This window comes from Nocardia vaccinii NBRC 15922 (assembly GCF_001613305.1).
Classification (GTDB): domain Bacteria; phylum Actinomycetota; class Actinomycetes; order Mycobacteriales; family Mycobacteriaceae; genus Nocardia; species Nocardia vaccinii.
In genome coordinates this window covers 353,300-377,506 of record NZ_BDCC01000005.1, presented here as the reverse complement: position 1 = coordinate 377,506, position 24,207 = coordinate 353,300, and the positions used below count along the sequence as shown (strand labels likewise).

Sequence of the window (24,207 nt, the reverse complement as noted above, 5' to 3'; positions counted from 1 at the left end):
TGGAGGCGTGACCGAAGTCGAACTGATCAGCAAGGGTGCGCCCGAGCCCACCGCGGCGGGCCGCCGGAAACTGGTGTGGCGCAGGTTCCTGCGGAACAAGGCCGCCATCGCGGGCGCGATCGTGTTGCTGCTCATCGTGATCGCCGCGTTCGCGCTGCCGCCGATCCTGCCCTACGACTACCGGCACATGGATTACGCGGCGCTGTATCAGGCGCCGAGCCCGAATCATCCGTTCGGCACCGACGGCAGCGGTGAGGATCTGCTCGCACAAACCCTGCACGGCTTACAGAAATCGCTGATCATCGGCTTCTGCGTGGCGATTCTCGGCTCGATCGTCGCGGTGGCCGCGGGTGCGGTGGCCGGACTGCTCGGCGGCTGGACCGACCGGGCGATCATGTGGCTGGTCGACCTGCTGCTGGTGGTGCCCAGTTTCATCATCATCGCGATCTTCTCCCCGCGCACCAAGGGCAGCGGGTCGATTCCGCTGCTGATCATCCTGCTCGCAGCGTTCGGCTGGATGATCAGCGCGCGCATCGTACGCGGGCTGACGCTGAGTCTGCGCGATCGCGAATTCGTCCGGGCCGCAAAGTACATGGGCGCGTCGACGCGATCGCTGATCGTCACGCACATCGTGCCGAACGTGGCGTCGTTCCTGATCATCGACACCACCCTGGCCCTCGGCGCGGCGGTGCTGTCCGAAACCGGCCTGAGTTACCTGGGATTCGGCGTGCAGCCGCCGGATGTCTCACTGGGCACGCTGATCGCGGCGAATTCCCAGTCGGCGCTGACCTTTCCGTGGTTGTTCCTGTTCCCGGGCGGTTTTCTGATCGCGATCGTGCTCTGCGCCAACCTGGTCGGCGACGGTCTGCGAGATGCCTTCGACCCCAGTTCCTCCCGTGCGCGGGCCCGGCGCAAAACATCCAAGACCCTCGAGGCCTCGAAGCAGACCGAGCGGAAGACTCCGTCATGACCGACACATCAGCCACCGCACCCGAGACCCCGAAGCAGACCACGACCGCTCCGCTGCTGGAGGTTTCGGATCTGCACGTGAGCTTCCCCGGCGAGGAGGGCCGCATCGACGCGGTGCGCGGGGTGAACTACTCCGTCTCCGACGGCGAGGTGCTCGCCATCGTGGGCGAATCGGGTTCAGGGAAATCGGTGTCCTCGCTGGCGGTGATCGGGCTGCTGCCCGATCAGGCGCGAGTGCGCGGTTCGATCCGGTTGCGCGGCAAGGAATTGCTCGGCATGGACGACAAGACCCTGTCGGACTACCGCGGCAGCCGGATCTCCATGGTGTTCCAGGATCCGCTCTCGGCGCTGACCCCGGTATACCGGATCGGTGATCAGATCGCCGAGGCGCTGCTCGCACACGGCTCGATGTCCAAGCAGCAGGCCGCTACTCGCGCGGTGGAACTGCTGGACCTGGTGGGGATTCCCGAACCGCGGACGCGGGCGCGCGCCTTCCCGCACGAATTCTCCGGCGGTATGCGCCAGCGCGTGGTCATCGCGATGGCCATCGCCAACGACCCGGAACTGATCATCTGCGACGAGCCCACCACCGCGCTGGACGTCACGGTGCAGCAGCAGATCCTCGGACTGCTGCGCACGGCGCGCGATATCACCGGCGCGGGCGTCATCATGATCACCCACGATATGGGTATCGCCGCGACCATCGCGGATCGGGTGGCGGTCATGTACGCCGGAAAGATCGTCGAAACCGCCGGTACCGCAGACCTTTTCCGTTCCCCGCGGATGCCGTACACGGTGGGGCTGCTCGGCTCGATCCCGCGCATGGACGGTCCGGCGCGCACGCCGCTGATCCCCATCGAGGGATCCCCGCCGGCCATGCACGCATTGCCGCCCGGCTGCCCGTTCGCACCGCGCTGCCCGGTCGCCATCGACGAGTGCCGTGCGGCCGAACCACCCTTGCAGGACATCACGCCGGGACATCGCGCGGCCTGCATCCGAACCGCGGAAATCGGCTCGGCGGAACTGTTCTCCGCCTATCGGCGGGAGATCACCGAACCCGAACCCGCGGCGGAGACGGATTCGAATGTGGTCCTGCGGGTTTCGGACCTGACGAAGATCTTTCCGATCACCTCGGGGGTGATCCTGCGCCGCCGCACCGGCGAGGTGCGCGCGGTGGACGGGATCGGTTTCGAACTACGCGCGGGCCGCACACTGGCGCTGGTGGGCGAGTCCGGCTCCGGCAAATCCACCACGCTGACCGAGATCATGGAGCTGGCCAGGCCGCAGAGCGGAACGATCGAGGTACTCGGCAGCGACGTCGCGACGCTCACCAAGGCCCGCCGCCGGGAGATCCGGGCGAAGATGCAGATCGTCTTCCAGGACCCGTCCGCGTCGCTCGATCCGCGCATGCCGATCTTCGACGCCCTGGCCGAACCGTTGCGCATCGCCGGACGTCCGCGTGCGGAGATCCGCTCGCGGGTACCGGAATTGCTGAAACAGGTCGGCCTGCGCGCCGAGCACGTCGACCGGTATCCGGCCGACTTCTCCGGCGGGCAGAAGCAGCGTATCAATATCGCGCGGGCGCTGGCCCTGGATCCGGAGATCCTGGTGCTGGACGAGCCGGTGTCCTCACTGGACGTCTCCATTCAGGCCGGTGTGCTGAATCTGTTGCGCGACTTGCAGGTCGAGCGCGGGCTGTCGTATCTGTTCGTCTCGCACGACCTTTCGGTGGTGCGCAATCTGGCGCACGACATCGCGGTCATGTATCGCGGCAAGATCGTCGAAATCGGTCCGGCGGAACAGATTCTGACCGATCCGCAGCACGAGTACACCCGCGCGCTCATCGACGCGGTTCCCATTCCCGTCGTCGCCCGGTAGGAGCAGAGTCGTGAAGAGGCGCACATTCGGCAAGGTCGTCGCGGCGGCATCGGTATCGGCGCTGGCGGCGGCGTGTTCGTCCGGTACCGGCTCGACCGGCTCGGCGACGTTGGGCACCGTCAACGACATCAATCCGCAGCCCCGCCAGAACGTCCGCGAGGGCGGCAATCTGCGGTTGGCGATCACCTCGATCCCATCGAACTGGAATGTGCAGTGCGTCGACGGAAACGAGGGTGAGACAGCCGATCTCATCCGATGGACGATGCCGCGAGCGTTCAAGGCCGATCCCGCCGGACAGCTCACCATCGATACCGACTACTTCACCGACATCAAGCTGGCCGACACCAATCCGCAGCAGGTCGTCTACACCATCAATCCGAAGGCCGTGTGGTCCGACGGCACCTCGATCACCTGGGAGGATATGGCCGCGACCTGGCAGGCGTTGAACGGCCGGGACAAGCGCTACCTGTACGCCATCAGCAACGGTTTCGACCGGGTCGAGAAGGTCGAGCGGGGCGTCGACGATCGGCAGGCGGTACTGACCTTCAGTACGCCCTATGCCGATTGGCGCGGTCAGTACTCGGGTAATTCGATTCTCTATCCGAAATCGGTGACCGGCACCCCGGATACCTTCAATCACGGCCTGGTCGACCACATGGGACCGTCCGCGGGACCGTTCGTCGTGCAGTCGATCGACCGCACGCAGCGCCGGATAGTGTTGGCGCGCAACCCGAAATGGTGGGGTGCGCCACCCAAGCTGGATACCGTCACCTACAGCGTGCTGGACCAGTCGACCTGGGCCGCGGCCCTGCAGAACAACGAACTCGACCTCGCACGCATGGCGAGTCTGAACGACGTGCTGCTGATCCGGCGCACCGCGGGACTGCAACTGCGGCACGCGCCCATGAACATGTGGCGCTGGCTGACCTTCAACGGCGCGCCCGGTTCGATCATGGCCGATCCCGCCCTGCGCGTGGCGATCGCGAAGGCGATCAACCGGCAGGCCATCGCCGACACGAGCCTGGCGGGCCTGACCGACCATCCGAAGGTGCTCAACAATCACATCTTCGTCATGGGACAGAAGGGCTACCAGGACAATTCGGCTCCGGTCGGCTACGACCCGGCCGCGGCCGCGCGGCAGTTGGACGGCCTGGGCTGGAAACTGCGGGGCGACGTGCGGGTGAAGGACGGCCGGGAGCTGGCGTTCCGCGATGTGATGTACAACGATCCGGGCTGGGTCTCCATCGCCAAGATGATCCAGTCGGACCTGGCGAAGATCGGGGTGAAGATGTCCATCGACACCCGCCCCGGGCAGGACTACTTCACCAATGTGATCATTCCGGGCGACTTCGACACGTCGCAATACGTCCTGTCGGGTGATGTGTTCGTATTCAACAGCATTCCGCAGGAATACGGCCTGTACCCGAACAATGTGCAGGGCAATTACGGACGGATCGGCTCGCCCGCCCTGAACGATCTGATCGACAAGGCGGTGTCCGAACTCGACCCGGACAAGGCCATCACGCTGGCGAATCAGGTCGATACCCAGATCTTCGCCGAAGGTCACTCCCTGCCGCTGACCCAGGACCCGGGGAACTGGGCCACCCGGGCCAACCTCGCCAATATCGGCGCACCCGGCCTGGCCACCTACGACTACACCGCAATCGGCTTCGAAAGATGAGGCCGCCCCGACGGAAGGATCGATCCATGCGGATTCGTTCGACCTTGCTCCCGCTCGCGATCCCGGCGCTCGCCGTCGGATTGGTGGTGTCGGGGTGTAGTTCCGGCACCCGCTCGCAGACCAGCAACACCAATATCGGCATTACCAATGACATCAACCCGAAGCCTGTCAGCGAACTGCGCGAGGGCGGGAACCTGCGCCTATCACTCAGTAAGATCCCGGCGACCTTCAACTATTTGGATGTTGATGGCGACGACCAAGACACCGCCGCGGTCATCGACCCGTTGCTCCCCTCAGCCGTTGTCAGCGACGCTGCCGGCGAGATTTCGATCAATCACAACTATTTCACCGACATCAAACTCACGAATACCAACCCGCAGCAGGTCACCTACACCATTAATCCCAAGGCCGTGTGGTCCGACGGCACCCCGATCACCTGGGAAGATCTGCGATCGGGAGCCAACGCCTTGAGCGGAGCGGACAACCGGTATCTCGTAGCCTTCACCTCCGGATTCGACCGAGTGGCAAAGGTCGAACGCGGAGTCGACGACCGGCAAGCTGTCGTAACCTTCAACAAACCGTACGCCGAGTGGAAGGGAATGTTCAGCCCGCTTTATCCCAAGGCTGTCACCGTAAGCCCCCAGGCATTCAGTGATTTCGCCCGAAATGGCCTGCCGATCAGCTCCGGCCCGTTCGTTATCACGAACATCGACCGCACCCAGAACCGAATCACGTTGGGTCGCAACCCCAAGTGGTGGGGTGACACGCCGAAACTCGACACCATCACCTTCAACGTGCTCGACAACAGTGCGGAAGTGGCCGCGATCCAGAACAACGAGCTCGACTACACTCAGGTCACGGGCTTGTCGGATGTGACGACGGCCAGGAACAGTCCAGGAGTCGTCGTTCACGAAGCACCGGAGCCGTCCTTCGACGTCATCACGTTCAACGGTGCCCCCGGCGCAATCCTCTCCGATCCCAAGCTGCGGGCGGCAATCGCCAAGGGGATCGATCGCCAGACGCTCGCCGATAATTGGTTGAACGGCATTGTAAAAAGTCCGCGCGTGTTGAACAACCACATCTTCATGGAGGGCCAGAAAGGTTATCAGGATAATTCTGGGCCGCTGACCTACAATCTCGACGAGGCAGCCAAGGAGCTGGATGCCCTGGGCTGGAAGATGAACGGCAACATCCGAGAGAAGGACGGACGCAAGCTCGAACTCCGTGATGTCATGTACCAGTTCGATCCGTGGGTACGTGTAGCGAAGATCATTCAGGCGGACCTTGCAAAGATCGGCGTGCAGGTCGATATTCAGACCATCCCCGGTCAGGGACTGTTCACCAATATAATCAATCCCGGCAACTTCGATCTCGCGCAGCACGCCTGGGGTGGCAGCATTTTCCCGCTCGGCGCCTTGGGCCAGATATATGCCTGGGATCCCAATAATCAGCAAAGTAACCACGCTCGAATCGGCTCGCCGGAATTGAATACGCTGATCAACGAGACGCTGTCCGAGCTCGACCCGAACAAAGCCATACAGCTCGCCAATCAATGCGACAAGATGATCTGGGACGAGGTCCACTCATTGCCGCTGTTCCAGAGCGCCGGCACCTATGCGACCCGAGCCAACCTCGCCAACATCGGCGCATTCGGCCTCGCCACAGCCGACTGGACGAAAGTCGGCTTCCTGAATTGACTATTCCCCGACCCGTAGGATGGAGTTTCCCGGACTCACATCCGGGAGTTCCTGTTTCGCCAGCGATTGCCGAAGAGATACCTCTTGCGGTCTGACATCACCTCCGCAGGCGTTTACAGTCTCCGCCAGCCCGGCGGCGACGAGGATGTTCTTGGCGGCGTTGATGTCCCGGTCGTGCCGAGTGCCGCAGCCGGGACACGACCACTGCCGTGTCCCGAGCGAAAGCGCGGCGAACAGATGTCCGCATGCGCTACAAGTTTTCGAACTCGGATACCAGCGGTCGATCACCACCAAGCGTCTGCCGACACGCTCGGCCTTGTATTCGAGCATGGCCCGAAACTCGCTCCATCCGGCTTCGCTGATCGACTTCGCCAGACTCCTGTTGCGGACCATGTTCCTCGGTGCAAGGTCTTCGATTGCGATAATGTCGAACCGTTGCACGAGACCGGTGGAGATCTTGTGAAGGAAGTCCCGGCGGGCATCACGAACACGAGAATATTTGCGCGCGAGCTTAACTCGTTGTTTCGAACGGTTGGCAGACCCTTTTCGCATTCGCGCCAGACGCCTCTGGTGACGGCGCAGACCACGTTCATGCCGCGTCATGTGCCCAGGATTGGCGATCTTGTCTCCAGTGGAGAGAGTGGCGAAGTCCTTGATGCCGAGATCTACACCGACCGCATTCCCGACCGGTTCCGCCGCAGGCGAGTTGGTCCGGTCGACGGCGAAGGAGACGAACCAGCGGCCATCAGGCTCCAGGGAGACGATCACCATCGTCGGGTCGAGCGAGGCGAGGTCGATATCCGGCCATGTCCACACGATTCGCAGCGGCATCGCGGTCTTCGCCAACCACAATCCATCGGCCTTGATCCGGAAGGCCGAGCGAGTGAAATGCGCCGACTGGCGGCCGTGTCGGTTCTTGAAGCGCGGGTAGCGGGCGAGACCTTTGAAGAAGGCAGCGAAGGCGGCGTGTTGATGCCGGAGAGTCTGCTGCAGGGGAACGCTGCTCACCTCGGACAGGAACGCCAGTTCCTCCGTGCGTTTCCACTCCGACAGCGCCGCATCGGTTTCCTTATAGGAAGTCGACTTTCGCTCGAGGGTGTAGAGACGTTGGCGGCCGGCAAGGGTCTTGTTCCAGACGACACGTACACAACCGAATGTGCGGCGCAAAAGCGCCGCTTGTCCAGGGTCCGGATAAGCCCGGACCTTGTACGCGGTCCTCACGAGCATTTAGTTTACAGAGAGGCCCAGGTTGAGTAAAAACTATGCGCCACAGGCAAACTTCATGCCTGCCTACCGTGAACGACTGGATATCGCGGCGGCTCTCCTGTGACTTTCGACTCCGGCCACCCGCTGGCCTATCCGGTTCTGACGACAGTCGGTACAGTGGCGATCTGTCTGGCCTGGATGCCGTTCGCCGATTCGGAGCAGTTGGGCATGGTCGGCGCGGTCGCGCTGGTCGTGCTCGTTTACAGCACATTTCGGCTGATGGTGGCTTCCGGGGTGTTGCCCTGGCACACCGATCCCGGAATATCCTCCGCGCCGACCGAGACCGAGCCGGGCGATTCCGGACCGAGGGACACCGAGCCGGCGGACTCCGGACCATCCGGTTCCGAGTCCACCGATGGACGCGCGAACGCACCGCGCTGCCGCCGAATACGGCAACAGCACAGGCTGCTCAGCAGATCGTGGCTCGAACTCACCGCAGCCGGCCGAACCCGCTGGCTGCCGGTGTACTTCGATCCCTTCCTGGTCACCGCAACCGATTCGACGGTCGAATTCCGAGACGGCACAGTGTTTTTCGACAACGTACGGCTGTACCCCTCGGGCCCGGTACGCGATCGTGAACCCATCGGCCGCCTGCACGACAACCCCACTCGCCCCGATCCCGACGGCCCGGCCCACGCCGCCGACGCGTCGCGATTCACCCGCCGCCTCCTGCTCGACGGCCAATACGTCGTCGTCGCGCCGTTCGCCGCACTGCTGTGGGTCTACGTCGCCGGTGGCGGCTTCCCCGCGTTCCTCGGGGCCGTCACGGTCGCCGCCGGGGTGGCCGTGTGGTTCTCCGCGATCCGCGGCTCGGACCCCAGCTGAATCTGCCTGCGGCTCAGGCAGGTTGCTGCTGGGTGGCCGCGTGGATTCCGCCGCCGCCCTCGGCGACGGCATTGAATTCCACCGGAACGACCTCCCGGCCAGGGAACGCGTCGGCGAGGATGCCCGCCGCGCGATCGTCACCGTGACGGTCACCGTAGGCGGGCATGTAGACCGCCTCGTTGCCGACGTAGAAGTGCACGTAGGTGTAGAGGAACTCGGCACCGCGAGTGCCGGGCATATCGGCCCGGTTCGGTTGCGGCAGTTCGATGATCTCCAACCTCCGGCCCGCGGCGTCGGTGGCGTCGCGCAGGATCTCGCAGGCGCGGGCCGCGGCGCGGGCGAAGACGTCGTCGCGATCCGGATCTACCGGCCGGTCCACCACGACCACGCCGGGCCGCGCGAAACGGGCCACCGCGTCGACGTGGCAGTCCGTCACCTCTCGACCCGCAACGCCCTGCAGCCACACCACTTTTCGCACGCCCAGCAGATCGCCCAGCGCCCGTTCGATCTCGTCGTGGTCGCTGCCCGGGTTGCGGGTCGGATTGACCAGCGAACTCTCGGTCGCCAGCAGCGTGCCCTCGCCGTCGACCTCGAGTGAGCCCCCCTCGGCGACGATCGGCGCGACCACCCGCTCGATTCCCTCGTACTCCAACATCTTTCGCGCGACCCGTGCGTCGAGATGGTATTCGGCCTTCTGCCCCCAGCCGTTGAAGTTGAAGTCGATACCCACCACCCCTCCGTCGGGCGTGGTCACGAAGGTCGCGCCGGTATCGCGTACCCATAAGTCGTCCAGCGGGGCCGAGACCACCTTGACGCCGTCACCGACGACCTGGCGGGCATCCTCGACATGTTCGCGCCGCGCCAGCAGCGCGACAGGTTCGCGCACGGCGATGGCCTGGGCCAGCCGTGCCACATCCGCGCGCGCCTCGGGCAGCAGATCCTCCCAGACGGACTCCTTGGCGGGCCACGCCAGCCACGTCCGAGCATGCGGCGCGGACTCGGCCGGCATCACATAGCGGGTCATGATCTCCGACCGTATCCATTCGGTCCGACATGCGCCATGAAATGGCAGGTTGCGGCCCTGTCATCCGGAGGATACGGCGCGCCGCGCCGCGTGTTGGTACACCCGTCCAGTCCGTTATGACTCGATTGCGCCGCCGTTGTCCTCCGTGAACGCCGGGAGGTGGTCGCGCACCCACTGCGTATACGTCCGGGGGGCGCGGCCGAGGACCCGCAGCACATCGCCGGTGACCGTGGTGTTTCCGCCGTCGCGGATGAAGGCCGAACCCTGCAGCACCACATCGATGTACTTCTCGGACAGCCCGCGCGCCCGCAGATGCGCGAGCACCGCATCCTGCGACAGCGGCGCGAGCGTCACCGGGCGGCCCAACTCGGTGGCCAGCACACTGGCCTGATCCGGTTCGGACAGCGCCACGGGCCCGGTCAGCGTGTACACCTGCCCGGCATGTTCGTCGGACACCAGTGCCTCGACCGCGACGGCCGCGACGTCCCGCGGGTCGATCACCCCCTGACCGCCCGTCCCGGTGCGGATCGGCACCGGCTCGCCGGTCCGGATCGCCTCGGCCCAGGCGAGCGTGTTGGAGGCGAATGCGCTGGGGCGCAGGATCGTCCACGTCCGGCCGCTCTCCCGCACCGCCTGCTCACCGGGCACATGCCAGTTCGCGAAGTCCCGCAGCGCGGGGTCTCCGGTGCCGATGGCCGAGAGTTTCACCAGCCGCCGCACACCCGCTTCCCGCGCCGCGGCGACCAGTGCGGTGTCGGTGTCGGCTTTGTCCGGGCCGGGCACGCTGACCAGGAATGCCGCCCGCACACCCGCCATCGCCGCGTCGATCGAGGCCGGATCGGCGAAGTCGCCGCCCACCACCTCCACGCCGTCGGGTACCCGCGCTGACCGCGGATTCCTCGTGAACGCGCGAACCTTCTCGCCCCGCTCGGCCAACTGCCGAACCACCGCACCGCCGATGGTGCCCGTGGCACCCGTCACCAGAATCATGAGCTCAGCCTGGCGTGGTCCGGACCCTCCGCCATAGGAAATTTCGGCAGGACCGCTCGGCGTCGAACGCGCTTACAGTCGATGTGGTGAGCGTCCTGTCCATCGCGCCCGTGCGCACCACCGAGCAGTTCGAGCGCCCGCTCCCGGTTCCGGCTGCCCTGCGGCCGTGGCTCACGGGAGTCGGCCGCATCCCGTTCCTCGATGATCTGGCCACGCCGTTCACCCACGTCCCGCAGGCGGTGACCACCGTGGTCATCCGGGTCGAGCGCTCGGGCCGCCGCGACGTCGCGGTGATCGGGCCGCGCACCCGCGCGACGTACAAACAGGCCGAGGAGTCCGCGGCATGTCAGCGGCTGCGCCTGGCCCCCGCCGCGGTACGGCCGCTGCTGGGCGTCGCCGCGGTCGAACTGACCGACCGCGTGCGCCCCCTGGCCGATTTCCCGGGCCCGCTGGCCGGATTCGAGGACCGATTGCTGCACAGCACTCCGGACGAAGCGCTGCGCATCCTGGAAAACGCACTGCCACAGTCACTTTCCGATGCCCCCGAGCACCACCGCCAGCGCCGCCTGTTGGAAGCGGCCACCGCGGCCCTGGCCGAGGAGTCGATCCCCGTCCCCGAGGTGGCCGCCCGCCTCGCCATCAGCGAGCGCCAACTCCGCACCCTGTTCGCCACCGGAATCGGCCTGTCCCCCAAGCAATTCGCTCGCATCGGCCGTATCCGGCGCGTGCTGGCCGATCCCAGCCCCGATCCCCTGGCCACCACCGCCGCCACGCACGGCTACTACGACCAGTCCCACATGAACGCCGAATTCCGCACCCTCATGGGCACCGCGCCTTCCGCCTACTTCCGCGGCGCCCTTCCCGCCGCCACCCCCTGCGCCACGGCCTTCCGCACCTGAATCCTTACTCCGGACCGAGGATTCCGGCCAGGAGCTGGTGCAGGGACCATTCGAATTCCGCGGCGGAGTCCAGGTGCGACAAGTGGGGGCGGGCGGCGGTCAGGGCCGGGTAGTCGGCGGGGTCGACGGTGAAGCCGGGGTGGCCGAGGGGGTGGTCGTTGACGATCTGGCCGATGAGCAGGTGCCAGGTGGCGCGGTAAGCGCGAGCGGCCGCGGACTCGTCGAGACCGGCCTCGAGGAAGGCGGCGATCGCGGCCTCGGCGAACGGGAGGGAGGTCGCGGTGACCGAGGTGGGTTCGTTGACGACCTGGGCGGCCCAGGGGTGGTCGAGCATCACCCGGTGGGTACCGAGCCACTGGGAGGTCAGGCGTTCGCGGGCGGTGCCGCCGCGCGGGACCGGGAAGGCGAGGGCAAGGTCCTCGTTGAGCAGGGCCAGCAGTTCGCGGCGGTCGGTGATGTGCCGGTAGAGCGACGCCTGCCCGGTGTCGAGTTCGGCGGCCACCCGGCGCAGGGTCAGCGCCGCGAGCCCCTCGGCGTCGGCCACGCGACGGGCGGCTGCGACGATGACGGCCCTGTTCAGCGGTTGTGCGCGCACCCGACTCCCTTCCATCTGCCGAACGCGAGCGTATTGACACCCTCATCGAGCCGAACGAGCGGTCCTGATGTGGGCGTCCGGCATCACACCGATTTACCGCACGACCTCTTGCGAACAGCGTTCGCAATTAATTAGGGTGACCTAATGCGAACATTGTTCGCACGAAAGGAGCCCGTCGTGACCACCCGGACGTCACCACCCACCCACCGCCTCGCCATGCCCGCGCTGGCCATCGGCGTGCTGTCGTACGCGCTGATGCAGACCATGCTGGTGCCGATCATCGGCTTCCTGCAGCACGCGCTGCACACCAGCACCACCGCCGCGACCTGGGCAGTCCTGAGCGCGCCGCTACTGGCCAGCGCGATCCTGACGCCGCTGTTCGGCCGCATCGGAGACCGATTCGGCCGCCGCCGGACCCTGCTCGCGGTCCTCGGGATCTATCTGATCGCGACGCTCGTCGCCATGGCCGCCCCGCAGATCGGGGTGCTCATCGCGGCCCGCGCGGCCCAGGGCGTCAGCATGGCGATCCTGCCGCTGGCCTTCGGTTCGGTACCGGCGGTGCTTCCGCCCGACCGGGTGCACGGCGGACTGGGCTTCCTGTCCGCGCTGGTCGGCGGCGCCGCGGGGATCGCGCTGGTGATCGGCGGACTGGTCGTCGACCACGCCTCGTGGCGTTGGCTTTTCGCCATCGGCGCGGTATTGGCGACGGCCGCACTGATTCTCACGTACGTCGCCGTGCCCGAGGGCCCGGTCGAATCCAGCGGGCGGCTCGATCCGGCCGGTGTGGTCCTGCTGGCGGGCGGCCTGTCCGGAATCCTGGTCGCGCTGACCCTCGCCCCGAACTGCGGTTGGACCAGTATCGCCGTGCTCGCCTGCGCGGTGGCGGGCATCGCACTGCTGATCGGGTTCGTGCGTCTGGAACGCCGCCTGCACTTCCCGCTCATCCGAATGGATCTGGTGCTGCACCGTTCCACCGGAATCGTGCATCTGTCCGCGTTCGCGCTGGGCGTCGTGCAGTTCATCTACTACGTGCTGATCCCAAAACTGTCCGAAATACCGGTCACGGCAGGCGGTTTCGGCGCCTCCGTCACCACCGCCGGACTGATCATGCTGCCGTCCACACTGGTCGTACTACCAGCCGGAAGCGTCGCCGGACGCCTCATCGCCCGGCGCGGCCCACGCCTACCGCTGACGCTCGGCCTGATCGTCGCCGCCGCCGGTGCGGCGATCCTGGCCCTGGCCCACGCGGGTCTGTGGGAACTCGCGATGGGGGCCGTCCCGATCGGCATCGGCACCGGCCTGGTCATGGCCGCCCTGCCCGCGTACCTGCACCGCGTCGTCGACCCGGCCGAATCCGCCACCGCGAACGGCATCAACACCGTTTCCCGGACGATCGGCGGCGCCTTCGGCAGCCAACTCGCCGCCGCCCTCGTGGCCGGTGCGGTGACCACCGGGTTTCCCCTCGCCTTCTGGATCGCCGCCGCCATCGGCGTCGTCGGCGCGGCGGCAACCCTGCGCGGCGACACACACCCCGAGCCGGCCCCGCACTGAGCCCGATCACCCACGGCGACAGGCGATCCGGCCCGCGCAGCACGACTCACCGAACGCCTCGAAGGCCCTACAGGTTCACGTCGCCGGACAACGCCGAACCCCGGTGCCGCCGAACCGTTCCGCGGCTCAGTTCACCGCTTTGCGCTGGGCCGCGGCCCGGCGGCGGGCCAGTTCCTCCTGGTCCAGCACCGCCGCACGTGCCGGGGTGGGCGCGCTGCCGCCCAACCGGGCGGGCACCCAGGGCGCGCCCGCGGGCATCTCGTATCCCGCCTGTGCCAGCTCGAGCAGATCGGCCATGCGGGAACGCAATTCGGCGGTCAGCTCGTCCACTCCGGCGGCGGTGAGCTCACCGGGCGGCGGGGCGATCGGCTCGCCGATCCGAATGTGGATCGGGAAACGCTTGCGGCCCAGTTCTTTCGGAATATCTTTGGTCCAGACGCGTTGTGCGCCCCAGATCGTCATCGGCACGATCGGGGCACCCGATTCGATCGCCATTCGCGCGGCGCCGGATTTGAATTCCTTCAGCTCGAAGCTGCGGCTGATCGTCGCCTCCGGATAGACGACCACGATCTCACCGTCCCGCAACGCCGCCACCGCGCGCTCGTACGACTCCGCGCCGTGGCTGCGATCGACGCCGATCGCCTTGCAGTGCTTCATGAGCCAGCCGACGATGCCGTGCTCGAGTTCGGCCTTCATCATGTAGCGCACGTTGCGGCCCGAGTTGCGGCCCACCAACCCGACCTCCATGAAATCCAGGTAGGCGGTGTGGTTCACGGCCAGCACCGCACCCCCGGAACGCGGAATATGTTCCTGCCCGGTGATCTCGACCCGCAGTCCCTGGGCCCAGAACACACTGCGGACCAATCCGGTGAGAACGTCGAATACGGGTTCGCGCGCCATATTCACAACTCCTGTGCATCCACTCTCGCGGCCGGACTACCGATCCGGTTCGCCACCGGCCGAATTCCGGTTCGCCGCCGCGCGTTCGGCCTTGGCGGCGGCGTCCGCGGCGTCCATCGCGTTCGCCTCCTCCAGTGTGGGCGCACCGCCGCCCAGTCGAGCCGGAACCCAGTACGCGCCGGGTTCGTGCTGGTACCCCTGCTGCAACGCCTGGAGCATCTGCTGCATCGTCGTGCGCAGGCGCTTGGTCAGTTCCGCGGCCGCCTCACCGACGTCCCCGTCACCCACCACGGGCGGCGCGATCGGTTCGCCCACCGCGATCCGGATCGGAGTGTTGGTGCGACCCAGACGTTTGGGATGTCCCTTGGTCCACACCCGCTGCGCACCCCAGATCACCATCGGGATGATCGGCACGCCGGATTCGATCGACATGCGCGCGGCGCCGGATTTGAATTCCTTGATCTCGAAGCTGCGGCTGATCGTCGCCTCCGGGTACACCCCGACCAGCTCACCGCGGCGCAGATATTCCAGCGCGGCCTTGTAGGAATCCGCCCCGGCCGAGCGATCCACCGGAATGTGCCGCAGCGCGCGCATGATCGGGCCCGAGACGCCGCTGTCGAACACCTCCTTCTTGGCCATGAACCGGATGTACCGTTTCGGGGTGCGTGCGGGCAGCCCGGCGTAGGTGAAGTCCATGTAGCCGGTGTGATTGATGGCGATGACCGCGCCACCGACGGCGGGGATGCGCTCGGCCCCTCGGACATCGAATTTCAGCCCCTGCGCGAAGAAGACGGTGCGGGCCAGGCCGATGATCGACCGGTAGACGGGTTCCACAATTCCGCTAGCGTAGTCCCCGGCACATCGGGTTACACCCAGGCGTGTGTCGCAGTCCACACACACGCCGCTCAGACAACGGAACACGCGTACAGGAAAGAGGTTCACCGCAGTGAAATTTCCCCGACCGGCTTCGCGTGGACGTCTCCGATACGCACTGGCCGGGGGGCTGGCACTGATCGCGACCGGACTGGTCGCGGGCTGCGATTCGCGGGTGGGTATCGAGGGCACCGACTACCGCGCCGACGAACCGCAGGCCCCGGTGGCCTCGTCCACGAGCGCATCGCCCACGACGGCGGCGGCCACCGCGGCGGCCGCGCCGGCCCTGCCGAAGCCGAAGCCGGGCGAACTCGCGGTAACCGTCTCGCTCACCAAACGCGATTCCGCCGCCGCCGACGCGCTCACCCGCTGGGCCATGGACCTGCAATCGGTCTCACCGGCCCGGCTGCAGGCCAAATGCTGGACCGTGGCTCCGCAGAACGTGCAGTCCATGTACACCGACAAGAACGCCATCCTCAGCGCCCTGGCGCGCCCTGGCGTGGACGACGGTACCGCGATCACCTGGCAGGGCGCCGGCCGCGGGGCGGTCACCGTCGTGGCGCAACGCACCGATATCGACACCGGATACGCCTGTCCGCGGGTCTTCCAGGCCGGGACGACACCGACGTTCAACGACGCCGACGCCCGGCACACCGTCCGCCGCTACCTCGACCGCGTCACCGGGACGCCGCTCGCCGCGGCGGACAAGGAGTCCACCCACCCGCTGCGCTGCGCGGCCACCCCGGGAACCTGGGACCCCACCGGCACCGGCCGGGCCACCACCCCGCCGCTGGCCGCCGAACCGGGCAAGGTCGACGACGTGCAGTCCTTCGTCGACCGGTCGCTGACCTCGGCGGCGTTGCGCGGGCCGTATCTCACGGTCTCGGCCTCGGTCCTGACCACCGACGGAGTGGAGCAGACCCGGACATTCACCCTGAAGTCGGGCAAGCAGGGTTACTGCATCGGCGACGTCTCCTCGTAGTCGGTACCCTGGGTGACCGGCAACGTTCAGGAGGGAAGTTCGTGGAGATCACCAGCGTCGGACACGCCGGGTTCCATATCCGTACCGCGGCCGGGACGATCCTGTGTGATCCCTGGGTCAACCCGGCGTATTTCGGATCGTGGTTCCCGTTCCCGGACAACACCGGACTGGACTGGGACGAACTGGGCAACTGTGACTTCCTGTACGTCTCGCACCTGCACCGCGACCATTTCGACGCGAAGCACCTGACCGACCACGTCAGCAAGGACACGACCGTTCTGCTGCCGGACTACCCGGTCCCGGATCTGCGTCGCGAACTGGAGAAACTCGGCTTCACGAAGTTCATCGAAACCGAGAATTCGGTCAAGCGGACCATCACCGGACCGGGCGGCGAGATGGACATCATGATCATCGCGCTGCGCGCCCCCGCGGACGGTCCGATCGGCGACTCCGGGCTGGTCGTCTCGGACGGCGAGACGGTGTGCTTCAACATGAACGACGCCCGCCCGGTCGACATGGACGTCCTGCACGAGACGTTCGGGCACATCGACATCCATCTGCTCCAGTATTCGGGCGCGATCTGGTACCCGATGGTCTACGACATCCCCGCGCGCACCAAGTCGAATTTCGGTAAGCAGAAGCGGCAGCGCGGGATGGACCGGGCGCGTAGCTATATCGAGCAGGTCGGGGCGACCTGGGTGGTCCCCTCGGCCGGTCCCCCGGTCTTTCTGGACGACGAGTTGCGCTACCTCAACGACGATCGCGGCGACCGCTTCTCAGAAGAGAACGGGAACATCTTCCCGGACCAGATCGTCTTCCTCGAGCAGATGCGGATCCACGGCAATTCCGGTGGCGTGCTGATGATTCCGGGTTCGGTCGCCGACGTGCGCGGCAAGGAACTCGAGCTCACCCATCCGGTCGATCCGGACGAGATCTACGGGGACAAGCCCGAATACATCGAGCGGATGGCCGAGCGGATGGCGCCGGCGCTGGCCGCGGAGAAGGCGACCTGGGCGACCGGCGACGAACCGCTGCTGCCACAACTGAAGGATCTGTTCGAGCCGATCATGGCGCAGAGCGATCTGATCTGCGACGGCATCGGCTACCCGGTCGGCCTGGTGCTCGGCGAGCAGACCTTCGTATTGGACTTCCCGAAGCGGACGGTGCGCGAGCCGATCGAGGGCGAGGGCCGGTACCGCTACGGTTTCCGGATCGACCCCCAGCTGGTTCGCACGGTGCTGCGCGATCAGGAACCCGATTGGGTGAACACGATCTTCCTGTCCACGCGATTCCAGGCGTGGCGCATCGGCGGCTACAACGAATTCCTCTACACGTTCTTCAAATGCCTCACCGATGAGCGAATCGCCTACGCGGACGGCTGGTTCGCCGAGGCGCACGACGATTCGGCCTCGACCGAACTGGCCGGGTGGGAGGTGCAGCGCCGCTGCCCGCACCTCAAGGCCGATCTGTCGAAATTCGGTGTGGTGGAGGGTAATACCCTCACCTGCAATCTGCACGGCTGGCAGTGGGACCTGGAGTCGGGGCGGTGCAAGACATCCAAGGGGCACGAGCTGCGTTCGCGTAAGCTCTGAGGGTCTCGCCCGCCCTCGGCGGGCGGCGGGCTTCGACGCGGAATACGTTCCGAGAGCGAATTTCTCGCGGGATCACTCGCCCGCGGCGGACATCCGGGCCTCCTCCAGCACCTGCAAGGTGGCCACCGCGTCGTTCGGATCGACCGGGACCGCCGCGCCGTCCAGAAGGGCGGCTGCCATATCCGCGTAGAACGCCGGATAGTTCCCCGGCTCGGCGGGCACCGGGTGGATGTCGTCCAGGGTGCCCAGTGAGCCCCAGTTTTCCGAATCCACTGTGCCCCAGGGTTGTCCGTCGTCGGGTCGCCGCCCCGCACGCAACGCGTCCTCCTGCGGGTCCAGCCCGAAGATGAGAAACCCGCTCTCCGAACCGAGTACCCGCATTCGGGGACCCAGCCGGGGCGTGACCGCACTCATCCACAGGTGCGAGCGGACGCCGGAGTCGTGCGTCAGCGCGATGAAGGCATCGTCGTCGGACCGCACATCCGGTCGGCGACAATCCAATTCGCAGTAGACCTCGGTCGCCGGTCCGAACAGGGTGAGCGCCTGATCGATCAGATGGCTACCCAGGTCGTACAGGATGCCCGCACCGTCCGCGGCTTCGCCCACCTCACGCCAACTCCCCTTGCTGACCGGCCGCCAGCGCTCGAATCGGGATTCGAAGCGGCGCACCTGTCCGAGTTCCCCGGCCTCGATCAATCGGCGCAACGTCAGAAAATCACTGTCCCAGCGGCGATTCTGGAAAACCGACAAGGCCAGCCCGGCCTGCTCGGCCGTCGCGATCACCTCGAGCGCCTGATCCGCGGTGAGTGCGAACGGCTTGTCCACCACCACCGGCAGTCCCGCGTTCAGCGCCTGAATAGCCAACGGTGCGTGCGTGGGATTGGGTGTGGCGATCACGACCAGATCGATACCGTCCGGATCGGCGAACAGCTCATCGGCCGTGGCCACCACCCGCACACCCGGATACGTCGCGCGCGCCCGCTCCGCGCGCTCGGCGGCGGAAGTGACCACGGCGGCCACCCGCATCCTGGGCTCCGCGGCGATCAGCGGCGCGTGGAACACCGCACCGGCCAGCCCGAACCCGATCACGGCCACACCCAATTCCGCCATCCAGCTGCCTTTCGCTCCGGCCGTCACTCGTGCGGCGTCGGTTCACCCGCGATTGTCCGGTACGAAACGATATCCCGCTGAACGACCACGCCGGGAAGATGATCCGCCCCGCTACTCGCCGCCGAAGGCTCCCGAATCGTGGCCGGTCTCCATCGGAATCCAGCCGTTGGCCGAGAATTCGTGATCGGGCACGCCCGCGCCGACCAGACCGTGCTGATCGTTCAGGTCGTGGATGAGATCGGCCACCGGATGCGAATCGCTGTAGTGATATCCCTGCGCGAGCGCGAAACCGAGTTCGGTGAGCACCGCGGCCTGATATTCGGTCTCCACGCCCTCGGCGATGACCTGCAGATCCAGCGATCGGCTCAGTGCCGCAATGACTCCCAGCAGCGGCGGGGCCGGGGAATCGGAGCGGATCGCCGCGACGAAGGACTGGTCCACCTTCAGGATGTCGCTGGGAATGGTGGCCAGGCGGCTCAGCGAGGAATATCCGGTGCCGAAATCGTCGATGGCGATGCGCACGCCGCGTTCGCGCAACGTGCTGAGATTGCCGATGGCCGTCTGGGATTCGGCCGCCAGCTCACTCTCGGTGACCTCCAGCACGAGCTGATCCGCGGGCCAGCCGGTATCGGTCAGAATGTTCGAAACCCGGTCGGCATAATCGGATTCGGCCAGTTCCAGGCCGCTCACATTGACGTTCAGAGTCAGATCGAGCTGGGCGAAGGTCTCCTGCAGGCGGGCGGCATCGGCACAGGCCCGGCGCAGCACCAGCTCGTCCAGATCGGCGATGAGGTCGTATTCCTCGGCAACGCGGATCAGCCCCTCGGTGGTGACATCCGGCTGCGCGCTCGAGGACCAGCGCAGCAGCGCCTCCACCCCGACCGCCCGGCCCGCACCGTCTTCGCTCAGGCTCACGATCGGCTGGTAGTGCACATCCAGCGCGCCCTTATCGATGGCCTCGCGCAACTCCACCGCCAGCGGCAGCTGCCGGGAGGACTCCAGCACGGTCCGATTGCGACCGGCCTGCTTGGCCCGGTAGAGGCCGACGTCCGCGCGACTCACCAGCAGCGATCCGGATTCGCCGGACTGCCAGGAGGTCACGCCCGCGGAACATCCGGTGGTGACCGCGGCCCGCAGCTGCTCGGTGAGCAGAATCGCGGCCTGTTCGGTGGTGTTGGGCAACAGCAGGGCGAAGGCGTCACCGCCGTACCGGGCCAGCTGCTGATCCGGGGCGAGCAGTTTCGACCAGGTATCGGCCACGCGCTGCAGGACCGCATCACCCGCGCGATGACCGAGATGGTCGTTGATCTTCTGAAAACGGTCCAGATCCACCAAAACCAGTGCGAGTCCCTGACCGCTGCGCGCGGCGTGCACGATCGCATCGCTCAGCGTGCGATCGAATCCGCGCCGATTGAGCAATCCGGTGAGCACATCGATATCGGCGTCCGAGGCCATTCGGGTCAGAATGCCCACCACGATGCCGGCCCCAACGGTCACCCCGGCCGGAATCACTCCCGCCCACCACGGCAGCTCTCGCGAGGGGACCACCCACAGGCACAGCAGCACCGCGAACGTCACATGGGCGGCGACCCATCGCCAGCCGAAGAAGATCGCGGCATCGCAGGCGACGAACACGTAGAACGCGGAAAGCCCGATCGCCCCGACGGTATTGGGGAACCAGTGCACCGCGATCGTCACCAGCACCGTCGCGAGGGCGACGTAGCCGTGATGGATCGAGTGCGGCAGCCGCGGGCCCCAGATCAGCAGGCTCACGCCCAGCAGCACTGCCACCGCGGCGGCCGCGCCCACCAGCGGCCGGTTACCTTCCGAGCCCGGGGCTATCGCGGTCAGCAACAGACCGAGTGCCCCGCCCATGACATAGAACGCCCCGGTGGTCCGAGCCATCACTCTTGCCGTCGCCAGCGCCGAAACCGTCCGCACCCGCGTCCGGGTATCGACGCGCGAGCCGATTCCGCGCACGGTCCCTAGCCTAGACACAGTTGTCCCGGGCAGTCGTCACATCCGCAGGAATCGCCGAGCAAAGTCTGCTCTTGATCCCCACATCCCCGGTTTCCCCCGGCGAGTCGGAAAATGCGGGCGCTCTTTCGAATTCGTTCGCAAATCATTAGCTACCGATTCCCGGAGGTAGGTGACCTCGTACCCTAGACCGGCTCCAAGATCTCCTTACCGACGAACGGCACCAATGCCTCGGGCACCCGCACCGACCCGTCTGCCCGCTGGTGGTTCTCCAGCAGGGCCACGATCCAGCGTGTGGTGGCCAGCGTGCCGTTCAGGGTCGCGGCGATCTGCGGTTTGCCGTTCTCGTCGCGGTACCGCACCGACAGCCGACGCGCCTGGAACGTGGTGCAATTCGAGGTCGAAGTGAGTTCCCGATAGGTCTGCTGGGTGGGAACCCAGGCCTCGCAGTCGAATTTGCGCGCCGCGGAGCTGCCCAGATCACCGGCGGCCACATCGATCACCCGATACGGCACCTCCAGTGCGGCGAGCATCTCCCTCTCCCAGCCGAGCAGACGCCGATGTTCGGCGTCGGCGTCCTCGGGCTTGCAGTAGACGAACATCTCGACCTTGTCGAACTGATGCACCCGGATGATGCCGCGGGTGTCCTTGCCGTAGCTGCCCGCCTCCCTGCGGAAACACGACGACCAGCCCGCGTAGCGCTTGGGCCCGGCCGACAGATCCAGGATCTCGCCCGAGTGGTAGCCCGCCAGCGGAACCTCCGAGGTGCCGACCAGATACAGGTCGTCTTCCTCGAGCCGGTAGATCTCCGCGGCGTGCTGCCCCAGGAAGCCGGTGCCCGCCATGACCTCCGGACGCACCAGCACCGGCGGGATCATCATGGTGAACCCGTTGGCGGTGGCGCGCTGCACGGCCAGCTGCAACAGGCCCAGCTGCAGCAGCGCGCCGTATCCGGTCAGGAAGTAGAACCGCGCGCCGGACACCTTCGCCCCGCGCTCCATATCGATCAGCCCGAGCGATTCGCCCAGCTCCAGATGGTCCTTCGGGGCGAAATCGAATTCGGGTGCGCTACCGACGGTTTCGAGCAGGATGAAATCGTCCTCGCCGCCCGCGGGCGCGCCGTCCTGCACGACGTTCGACAGCGCGCGCTGCGCGACATCGAGTTCGGCGTTCGCGGCGTGCTCCGCCGCCTCGGCCTCCTTGACCTTCGCCGACAACTCCTGCCCGTGCGCCAGCAGATTCGGCCGCTCGTCCGGGGACGCCTTGCCGACCTTCCTGCCCAGCGCCTTCTGCTCGGCGCGCAGGGAGTCGGCGTTCGCCACCGCGGCACGCCGCGCGGCGTCGGCCTCGAGCAGGGCGTCCACCAACGCCGGGTCCTCACCCCGCGCCCGCTGTGACGCGCGGACGACATCGGGCTGCTCACGCAGGAATCGGAGGTCGATCATGAGGACCAAGCCTATCGGGCCGAGTCCACCCATATTCCGCAGGTCCGCACCCCCTCGCGAACACCGGCGACAACCGATCGAACGCAGACGCGCCGAACACCCGGCTCCATGACCTCGCACTACGCCTACTCCGAGGTTCGCCGCCCGTCTCGCCGCTCGGACGCGTAGCGGGCGCGAGGAACGCTTGCCCGGCACACGGCCGACGGGCGAGACCCGAAGGGGCCGCGAACAGCCGGAACGCAGCGGCGGCAATCGGACACAGTTCGCGGGCCGTCTCGCCGCTCGGACGCGTAGCGGTCGCAAGCACGAGTGCCCGGCACGGGGCCGAACAGTGCGACTTCGGGGGCCGCTGACACACCGGAGCGAAGCGCAGGCGGAAAATACCGCAGCGAAGCGGAGGCCGAAGGCACCGTGCCATGATGGACCGCGATGTCCTCCGAACATGCGCCCGCGCGCGCACCCGAGAACGGACCCGACCCCGAGTGGGCCGAGTCGGCTTCCGAGTGGGACGACACCGCCGCCGAGCCGGACCCGGCCGCGCCGAACGCGGGCAGGCGGGTACATCTGCCCGCGCACAAGATGCGGTGGGGGCTGCTGGCGGTCGCCGTGGGTGCACTGGTCGCGGCCATCGTGACGCTGTCCATCTCCGGATTCCGCTCCTCGCACGGCCTCGAGGCGCGCGATCCGGGTGGCGGGGGCCCGGCCGGCCGCAATAATTCGGTATTCGGTACCGCGAGGTCGGGCGACTGCCTGACCTGGACCAATACCAAGACCCTGGATCTGTCGAAGGTCAATTGCGCGGACAAGCATCTGTTCGAGGTCACCGCCGACATCGATCTGAGCGACTATCCGGGCCGTGAATTCGGTCCGGGCACCCGCTTCCCGGACTCACTGCGTTTCGCCGAACTGCGGGACGAGCACTGTGCCACCGCGGCACAGGCCTATCTGGGCGGACGCCTGGACCCGCGCGGACGTTTCGTGGTCGGCATGATCAATCCCGGCGAGCCCGCGTGGAACAAGGGTGACCGCACGGTGCGCTGCGGACTGCAACTGGTCAGCGCCACCGGAAACGCCACCCAGCAGACCGTCGGGCGGGTGCGCGACAGCGATCAGTCGCGCATCTTCGATTCCGGCATCTGCATCGGCATCAATCAGAACCTGCCGACCAACGAACCGGTCGACTGCTCCGAACCCCATGCCTACGAGGTGATGTCGAGCGTCGATCTGGGCCAGCAGTTCGGCAGCGGCACGCCCGCGAACGCCGATCAGGACAAATACATGCAGGATCAGTGCTCGCGCGTCGCGGATTCCTACCTCGGCGGGCCGAAGGCTCTGATCAACAAGACGCTCACCATCTTCTGGGACAACATCGACGCCCGCAGTTGGCTGGTGGGCAGTCACAAGCTGAATTGCCTGGTGGGCAAGGGCACCAAGGACGGGTTCTCCTCGATCACCGGATCGGCCAAGGGCAATATCCTCATCGACGGCCAGGCTCCGGTGCCGCCGCCGAATACCGGCCGGTCCACCCCCGCCCCGCTGCCCGGCGCGGCCCCGCCGGTCCGGTGAGTCCGCGGGACCGGTCGCGATGAGCGTATCGATGTCACCGGAGCGGTTCGAGGAATTGGTCGGTGACGCACTGGATCTGATCCCGCCCGAGCTCACCCGGGCCATCGATAACGTGGTGGTGCTGATCGAATCGCGCAATCCGGAGGATCCGCATCTGCTCGGTCTCTACCAGGGCATCGCCCTGACGGATCGAATCGATAGCCAGTACGGCGGCGCACTGCCGGACACCGTCACGATCTTCCGGGAACCCATTCTCGGCATCTGCGATACCGCTGAGCAGGTTGTGAACGAGGTGGCGATCACCGTAATTCATGAGATGGCCCACTATTTCGGCATTGACGAAGCCCGGCTGCATGAGCTGGGATGGGGATAGTCCTGTCCGCGGGG

Annotated in this window: 20 protein-coding genes; 11 read left to right on the top strand and 9 right to left on the bottom strand. The window is 66.6% G+C overall.

What is annotated here, in order from left to right; translation table 11 throughout:
* Positions 1-7: 7 nt before the first annotated feature.
* From NV1_RS02655 to NV1_RS02640, 4 genes are read left to right on the top strand one after another with little or no spacing between them, the layout of a single operon-like run.
* The gene (locus tag NV1_RS02655; RefSeq protein WP_067884991.1) at positions 8-970 is read left to right on the top strand and encodes an ABC transporter permease; all 963 of its coding nucleotides are present in this window, start codon (positions 8-10) and stop codon (positions 968-970) included.
* Positions 967-2,847: a dipeptide ABC transporter ATP-binding protein gene (locus tag NV1_RS02650; RefSeq protein WP_067884989.1), complete on the top strand. Its 1,881-nt coding sequence runs from the start codon at positions 967-969 to the stop codon at positions 2,845-2,847. Before NV1_RS02655 ends, NV1_RS02650 begins: the two co-directional genes overlap by 4 nt.
* A 10-nt stretch (positions 2,848-2,857) precedes the next feature.
* Positions 2,858-4,528, top strand: a complete 1,671-nt coding sequence (locus NV1_RS02645; protein WP_067884987.1) for an ABC transporter family substrate-binding protein — start codon at positions 2,858-2,860, stop codon at positions 4,526-4,528.
* A 26-nt stretch (positions 4,529-4,554) separates the two neighbouring features.
* Complete coding sequence (locus tag NV1_RS02640; protein ID WP_067884985.1) at positions 4,555-6,225, top strand: ABC transporter family substrate-binding protein; 1,671 nt, start codon at positions 4,555-4,557, stop codon at positions 6,223-6,225.
* On the opposite strand, the gene NV1_RS02635 is transcribed toward NV1_RS02640, so the two are convergent.
* A complete protein-coding gene (locus tag NV1_RS02635; RefSeq protein WP_373864571.1) occupies positions 6,226-7,452 on the bottom strand; it encodes an RNA-guided endonuclease InsQ/TnpB family protein in 1,227 nt (408 codons plus the stop codon).
* 99 nt (positions 7,453-7,551) lie between these two features.
* Between NV1_RS02635 and NV1_RS02630 the strand changes: the two genes are divergently transcribed.
* Complete coding sequence (locus NV1_RS02630; RefSeq protein ID WP_067884983.1) at positions 7,552-8,316, top strand: hypothetical protein; 765 nt, start codon at positions 7,552-7,554, stop codon at positions 8,314-8,316.
* A gap of 13 nt (positions 8,317-8,329) precedes the next feature.
* On the opposite strand, the gene NV1_RS02625 is transcribed toward NV1_RS02630, so the two are convergent.
* Together NV1_RS02625 and NV1_RS02620 are read right to left on the bottom strand one after the other, a co-directional pair.
* Positions 8,330-9,340, bottom strand: a complete 1,011-nt coding sequence (locus NV1_RS02625) for an agmatine deiminase family protein (protein WP_067884980.1) — start codon at positions 9,338-9,340, stop codon at positions 8,330-8,332.
* 114 nt (positions 9,341-9,454) lie between these two features.
* Positions 9,455-10,330 (bottom strand): NAD(P)H-binding protein, encoded by an 876-nt coding sequence (locus tag NV1_RS02620; RefSeq protein ID WP_067884979.1) that lies wholly within the window; start codon positions 10,328-10,330, stop codon positions 9,455-9,457.
* 86 nt (positions 10,331-10,416) lie between these two features.
* Between NV1_RS02620 and NV1_RS02615 the strand changes: the two genes are divergently transcribed.
* A complete protein-coding gene (locus tag NV1_RS02615; RefSeq protein WP_084525002.1) occupies positions 10,417-11,229 on the top strand; it encodes an AraC family transcriptional regulator in 813 nt (270 codons plus the stop codon).
* Positions 11,230-11,233: 4 nt separating this feature from the next.
* Here the strand turns inward: NV1_RS02615 and NV1_RS02610 are convergent, their stop codons facing one another.
* On the bottom strand, positions 11,234-11,824 hold the full coding sequence (locus NV1_RS02610) for a TetR/AcrR family transcriptional regulator (RefSeq protein ID WP_218026904.1): 591 nt from the start codon (positions 11,822-11,824) through the stop codon (positions 11,234-11,236).
* Between the two features lie 177 nt (positions 11,825-12,001).
* Here NV1_RS02610 and NV1_RS02605 point away from each other — a divergent pair, with 177 nt between their 5' ends.
* Positions 12,002-13,375: an MFS transporter gene (locus NV1_RS02605; RefSeq protein ID WP_245713520.1), complete on the top strand. Its 1,374-nt coding sequence runs from the start codon at positions 12,002-12,004 to the stop codon at positions 13,373-13,375.
* Between the two features lie 126 nt (positions 13,376-13,501).
* On the opposite strand, the gene NV1_RS02600 is transcribed toward NV1_RS02605, so the two are convergent.
* Both NV1_RS02600 and NV1_RS02595 read right to left on the bottom strand, forming a co-directional pair.
* On the bottom strand, positions 13,502-14,275 hold the full coding sequence (locus NV1_RS02600) for a lysophospholipid acyltransferase family protein (protein ID WP_067885128.1): 774 nt from the start codon (positions 14,273-14,275) through the stop codon (positions 13,502-13,504).
* 36 nt (positions 14,276-14,311) lie between these two features.
* Positions 14,312-15,109 carry a lysophospholipid acyltransferase family protein gene (locus tag NV1_RS02595; RefSeq protein WP_067884973.1) on the bottom strand — a complete coding sequence of 266 codons (798 nt, stop codon included), beginning with the start codon at positions 15,107-15,109 and terminating at the stop codon, positions 14,312-14,314.
* A 112-nt stretch (positions 15,110-15,221) separates the two neighbouring features.
* On the opposite strand from NV1_RS02595, the gene NV1_RS02590 reads away from it, so the two are divergent.
* Together NV1_RS02590 and NV1_RS02585 are read left to right on the top strand one after the other, a co-directional pair.
* A complete protein-coding gene (locus tag NV1_RS02590) occupies positions 15,222-16,130 on the top strand; it encodes a hypothetical protein (protein ID WP_067884971.1) in 909 nt (302 codons plus the stop codon).
* A 41-nt stretch (positions 16,131-16,171) separates the two neighbouring features.
* Complete coding sequence (locus tag NV1_RS02585) at positions 16,172-17,722, top strand: Rieske 2Fe-2S domain-containing protein (protein WP_067884969.1); 1,551 nt, start codon at positions 16,172-16,174, stop codon at positions 17,720-17,722.
* Positions 17,723-17,794: 72 nt separating this feature from the next.
* Here the strand turns inward: NV1_RS02585 and NV1_RS02580 are convergent, their stop codons facing one another.
* The 3 genes from NV1_RS02580 to serS form a co-directional block, all read right to left on the bottom strand.
* The gene (locus tag NV1_RS02580) at positions 17,795-18,832 is read right to left on the bottom strand and encodes a Gfo/Idh/MocA family protein (protein ID WP_067885126.1); all 1,038 of its coding nucleotides are present in this window, start codon (positions 18,830-18,832) and stop codon (positions 17,795-17,797) included.
* A gap of 111 nt (positions 18,833-18,943) precedes the next feature.
* The gene (locus tag NV1_RS02575; RefSeq protein ID WP_245713519.1) at positions 18,944-20,812 is read right to left on the bottom strand and encodes a putative bifunctional diguanylate cyclase/phosphodiesterase; all 1,869 of its coding nucleotides are present in this window, start codon (positions 20,810-20,812) and stop codon (positions 18,944-18,946) included.
* A 182-nt stretch (positions 20,813-20,994) separates the two neighbouring features.
* Positions 20,995-22,254 (bottom strand): serine--tRNA ligase, encoded by a 1,260-nt coding sequence (gene serS, locus NV1_RS02570; protein ID WP_067884965.1) that lies wholly within the window; start codon positions 22,252-22,254, stop codon positions 20,995-20,997.
* Between the two features lie 429 nt (positions 22,255-22,683).
* On the opposite strand from serS, the gene NV1_RS02565 reads away from it, so the two are divergent.
* Positions 22,684-23,820 carry a septum formation family protein gene (locus tag NV1_RS02565; RefSeq protein ID WP_067884963.1) on the top strand — a complete coding sequence of 379 codons (1,137 nt, stop codon included), beginning with the start codon at positions 22,684-22,686 and terminating at the stop codon, positions 23,818-23,820.
* A 19-nt stretch (positions 23,821-23,839) separates the two neighbouring features.
* Positions 23,840-24,193: a metallopeptidase family protein gene (locus tag NV1_RS02560; RefSeq protein WP_067884961.1), complete on the top strand. Its 354-nt coding sequence runs from the start codon at positions 23,840-23,842 to the stop codon at positions 24,191-24,193.
* Positions 24,194-24,207 lie beyond the last annotated feature (14 nt).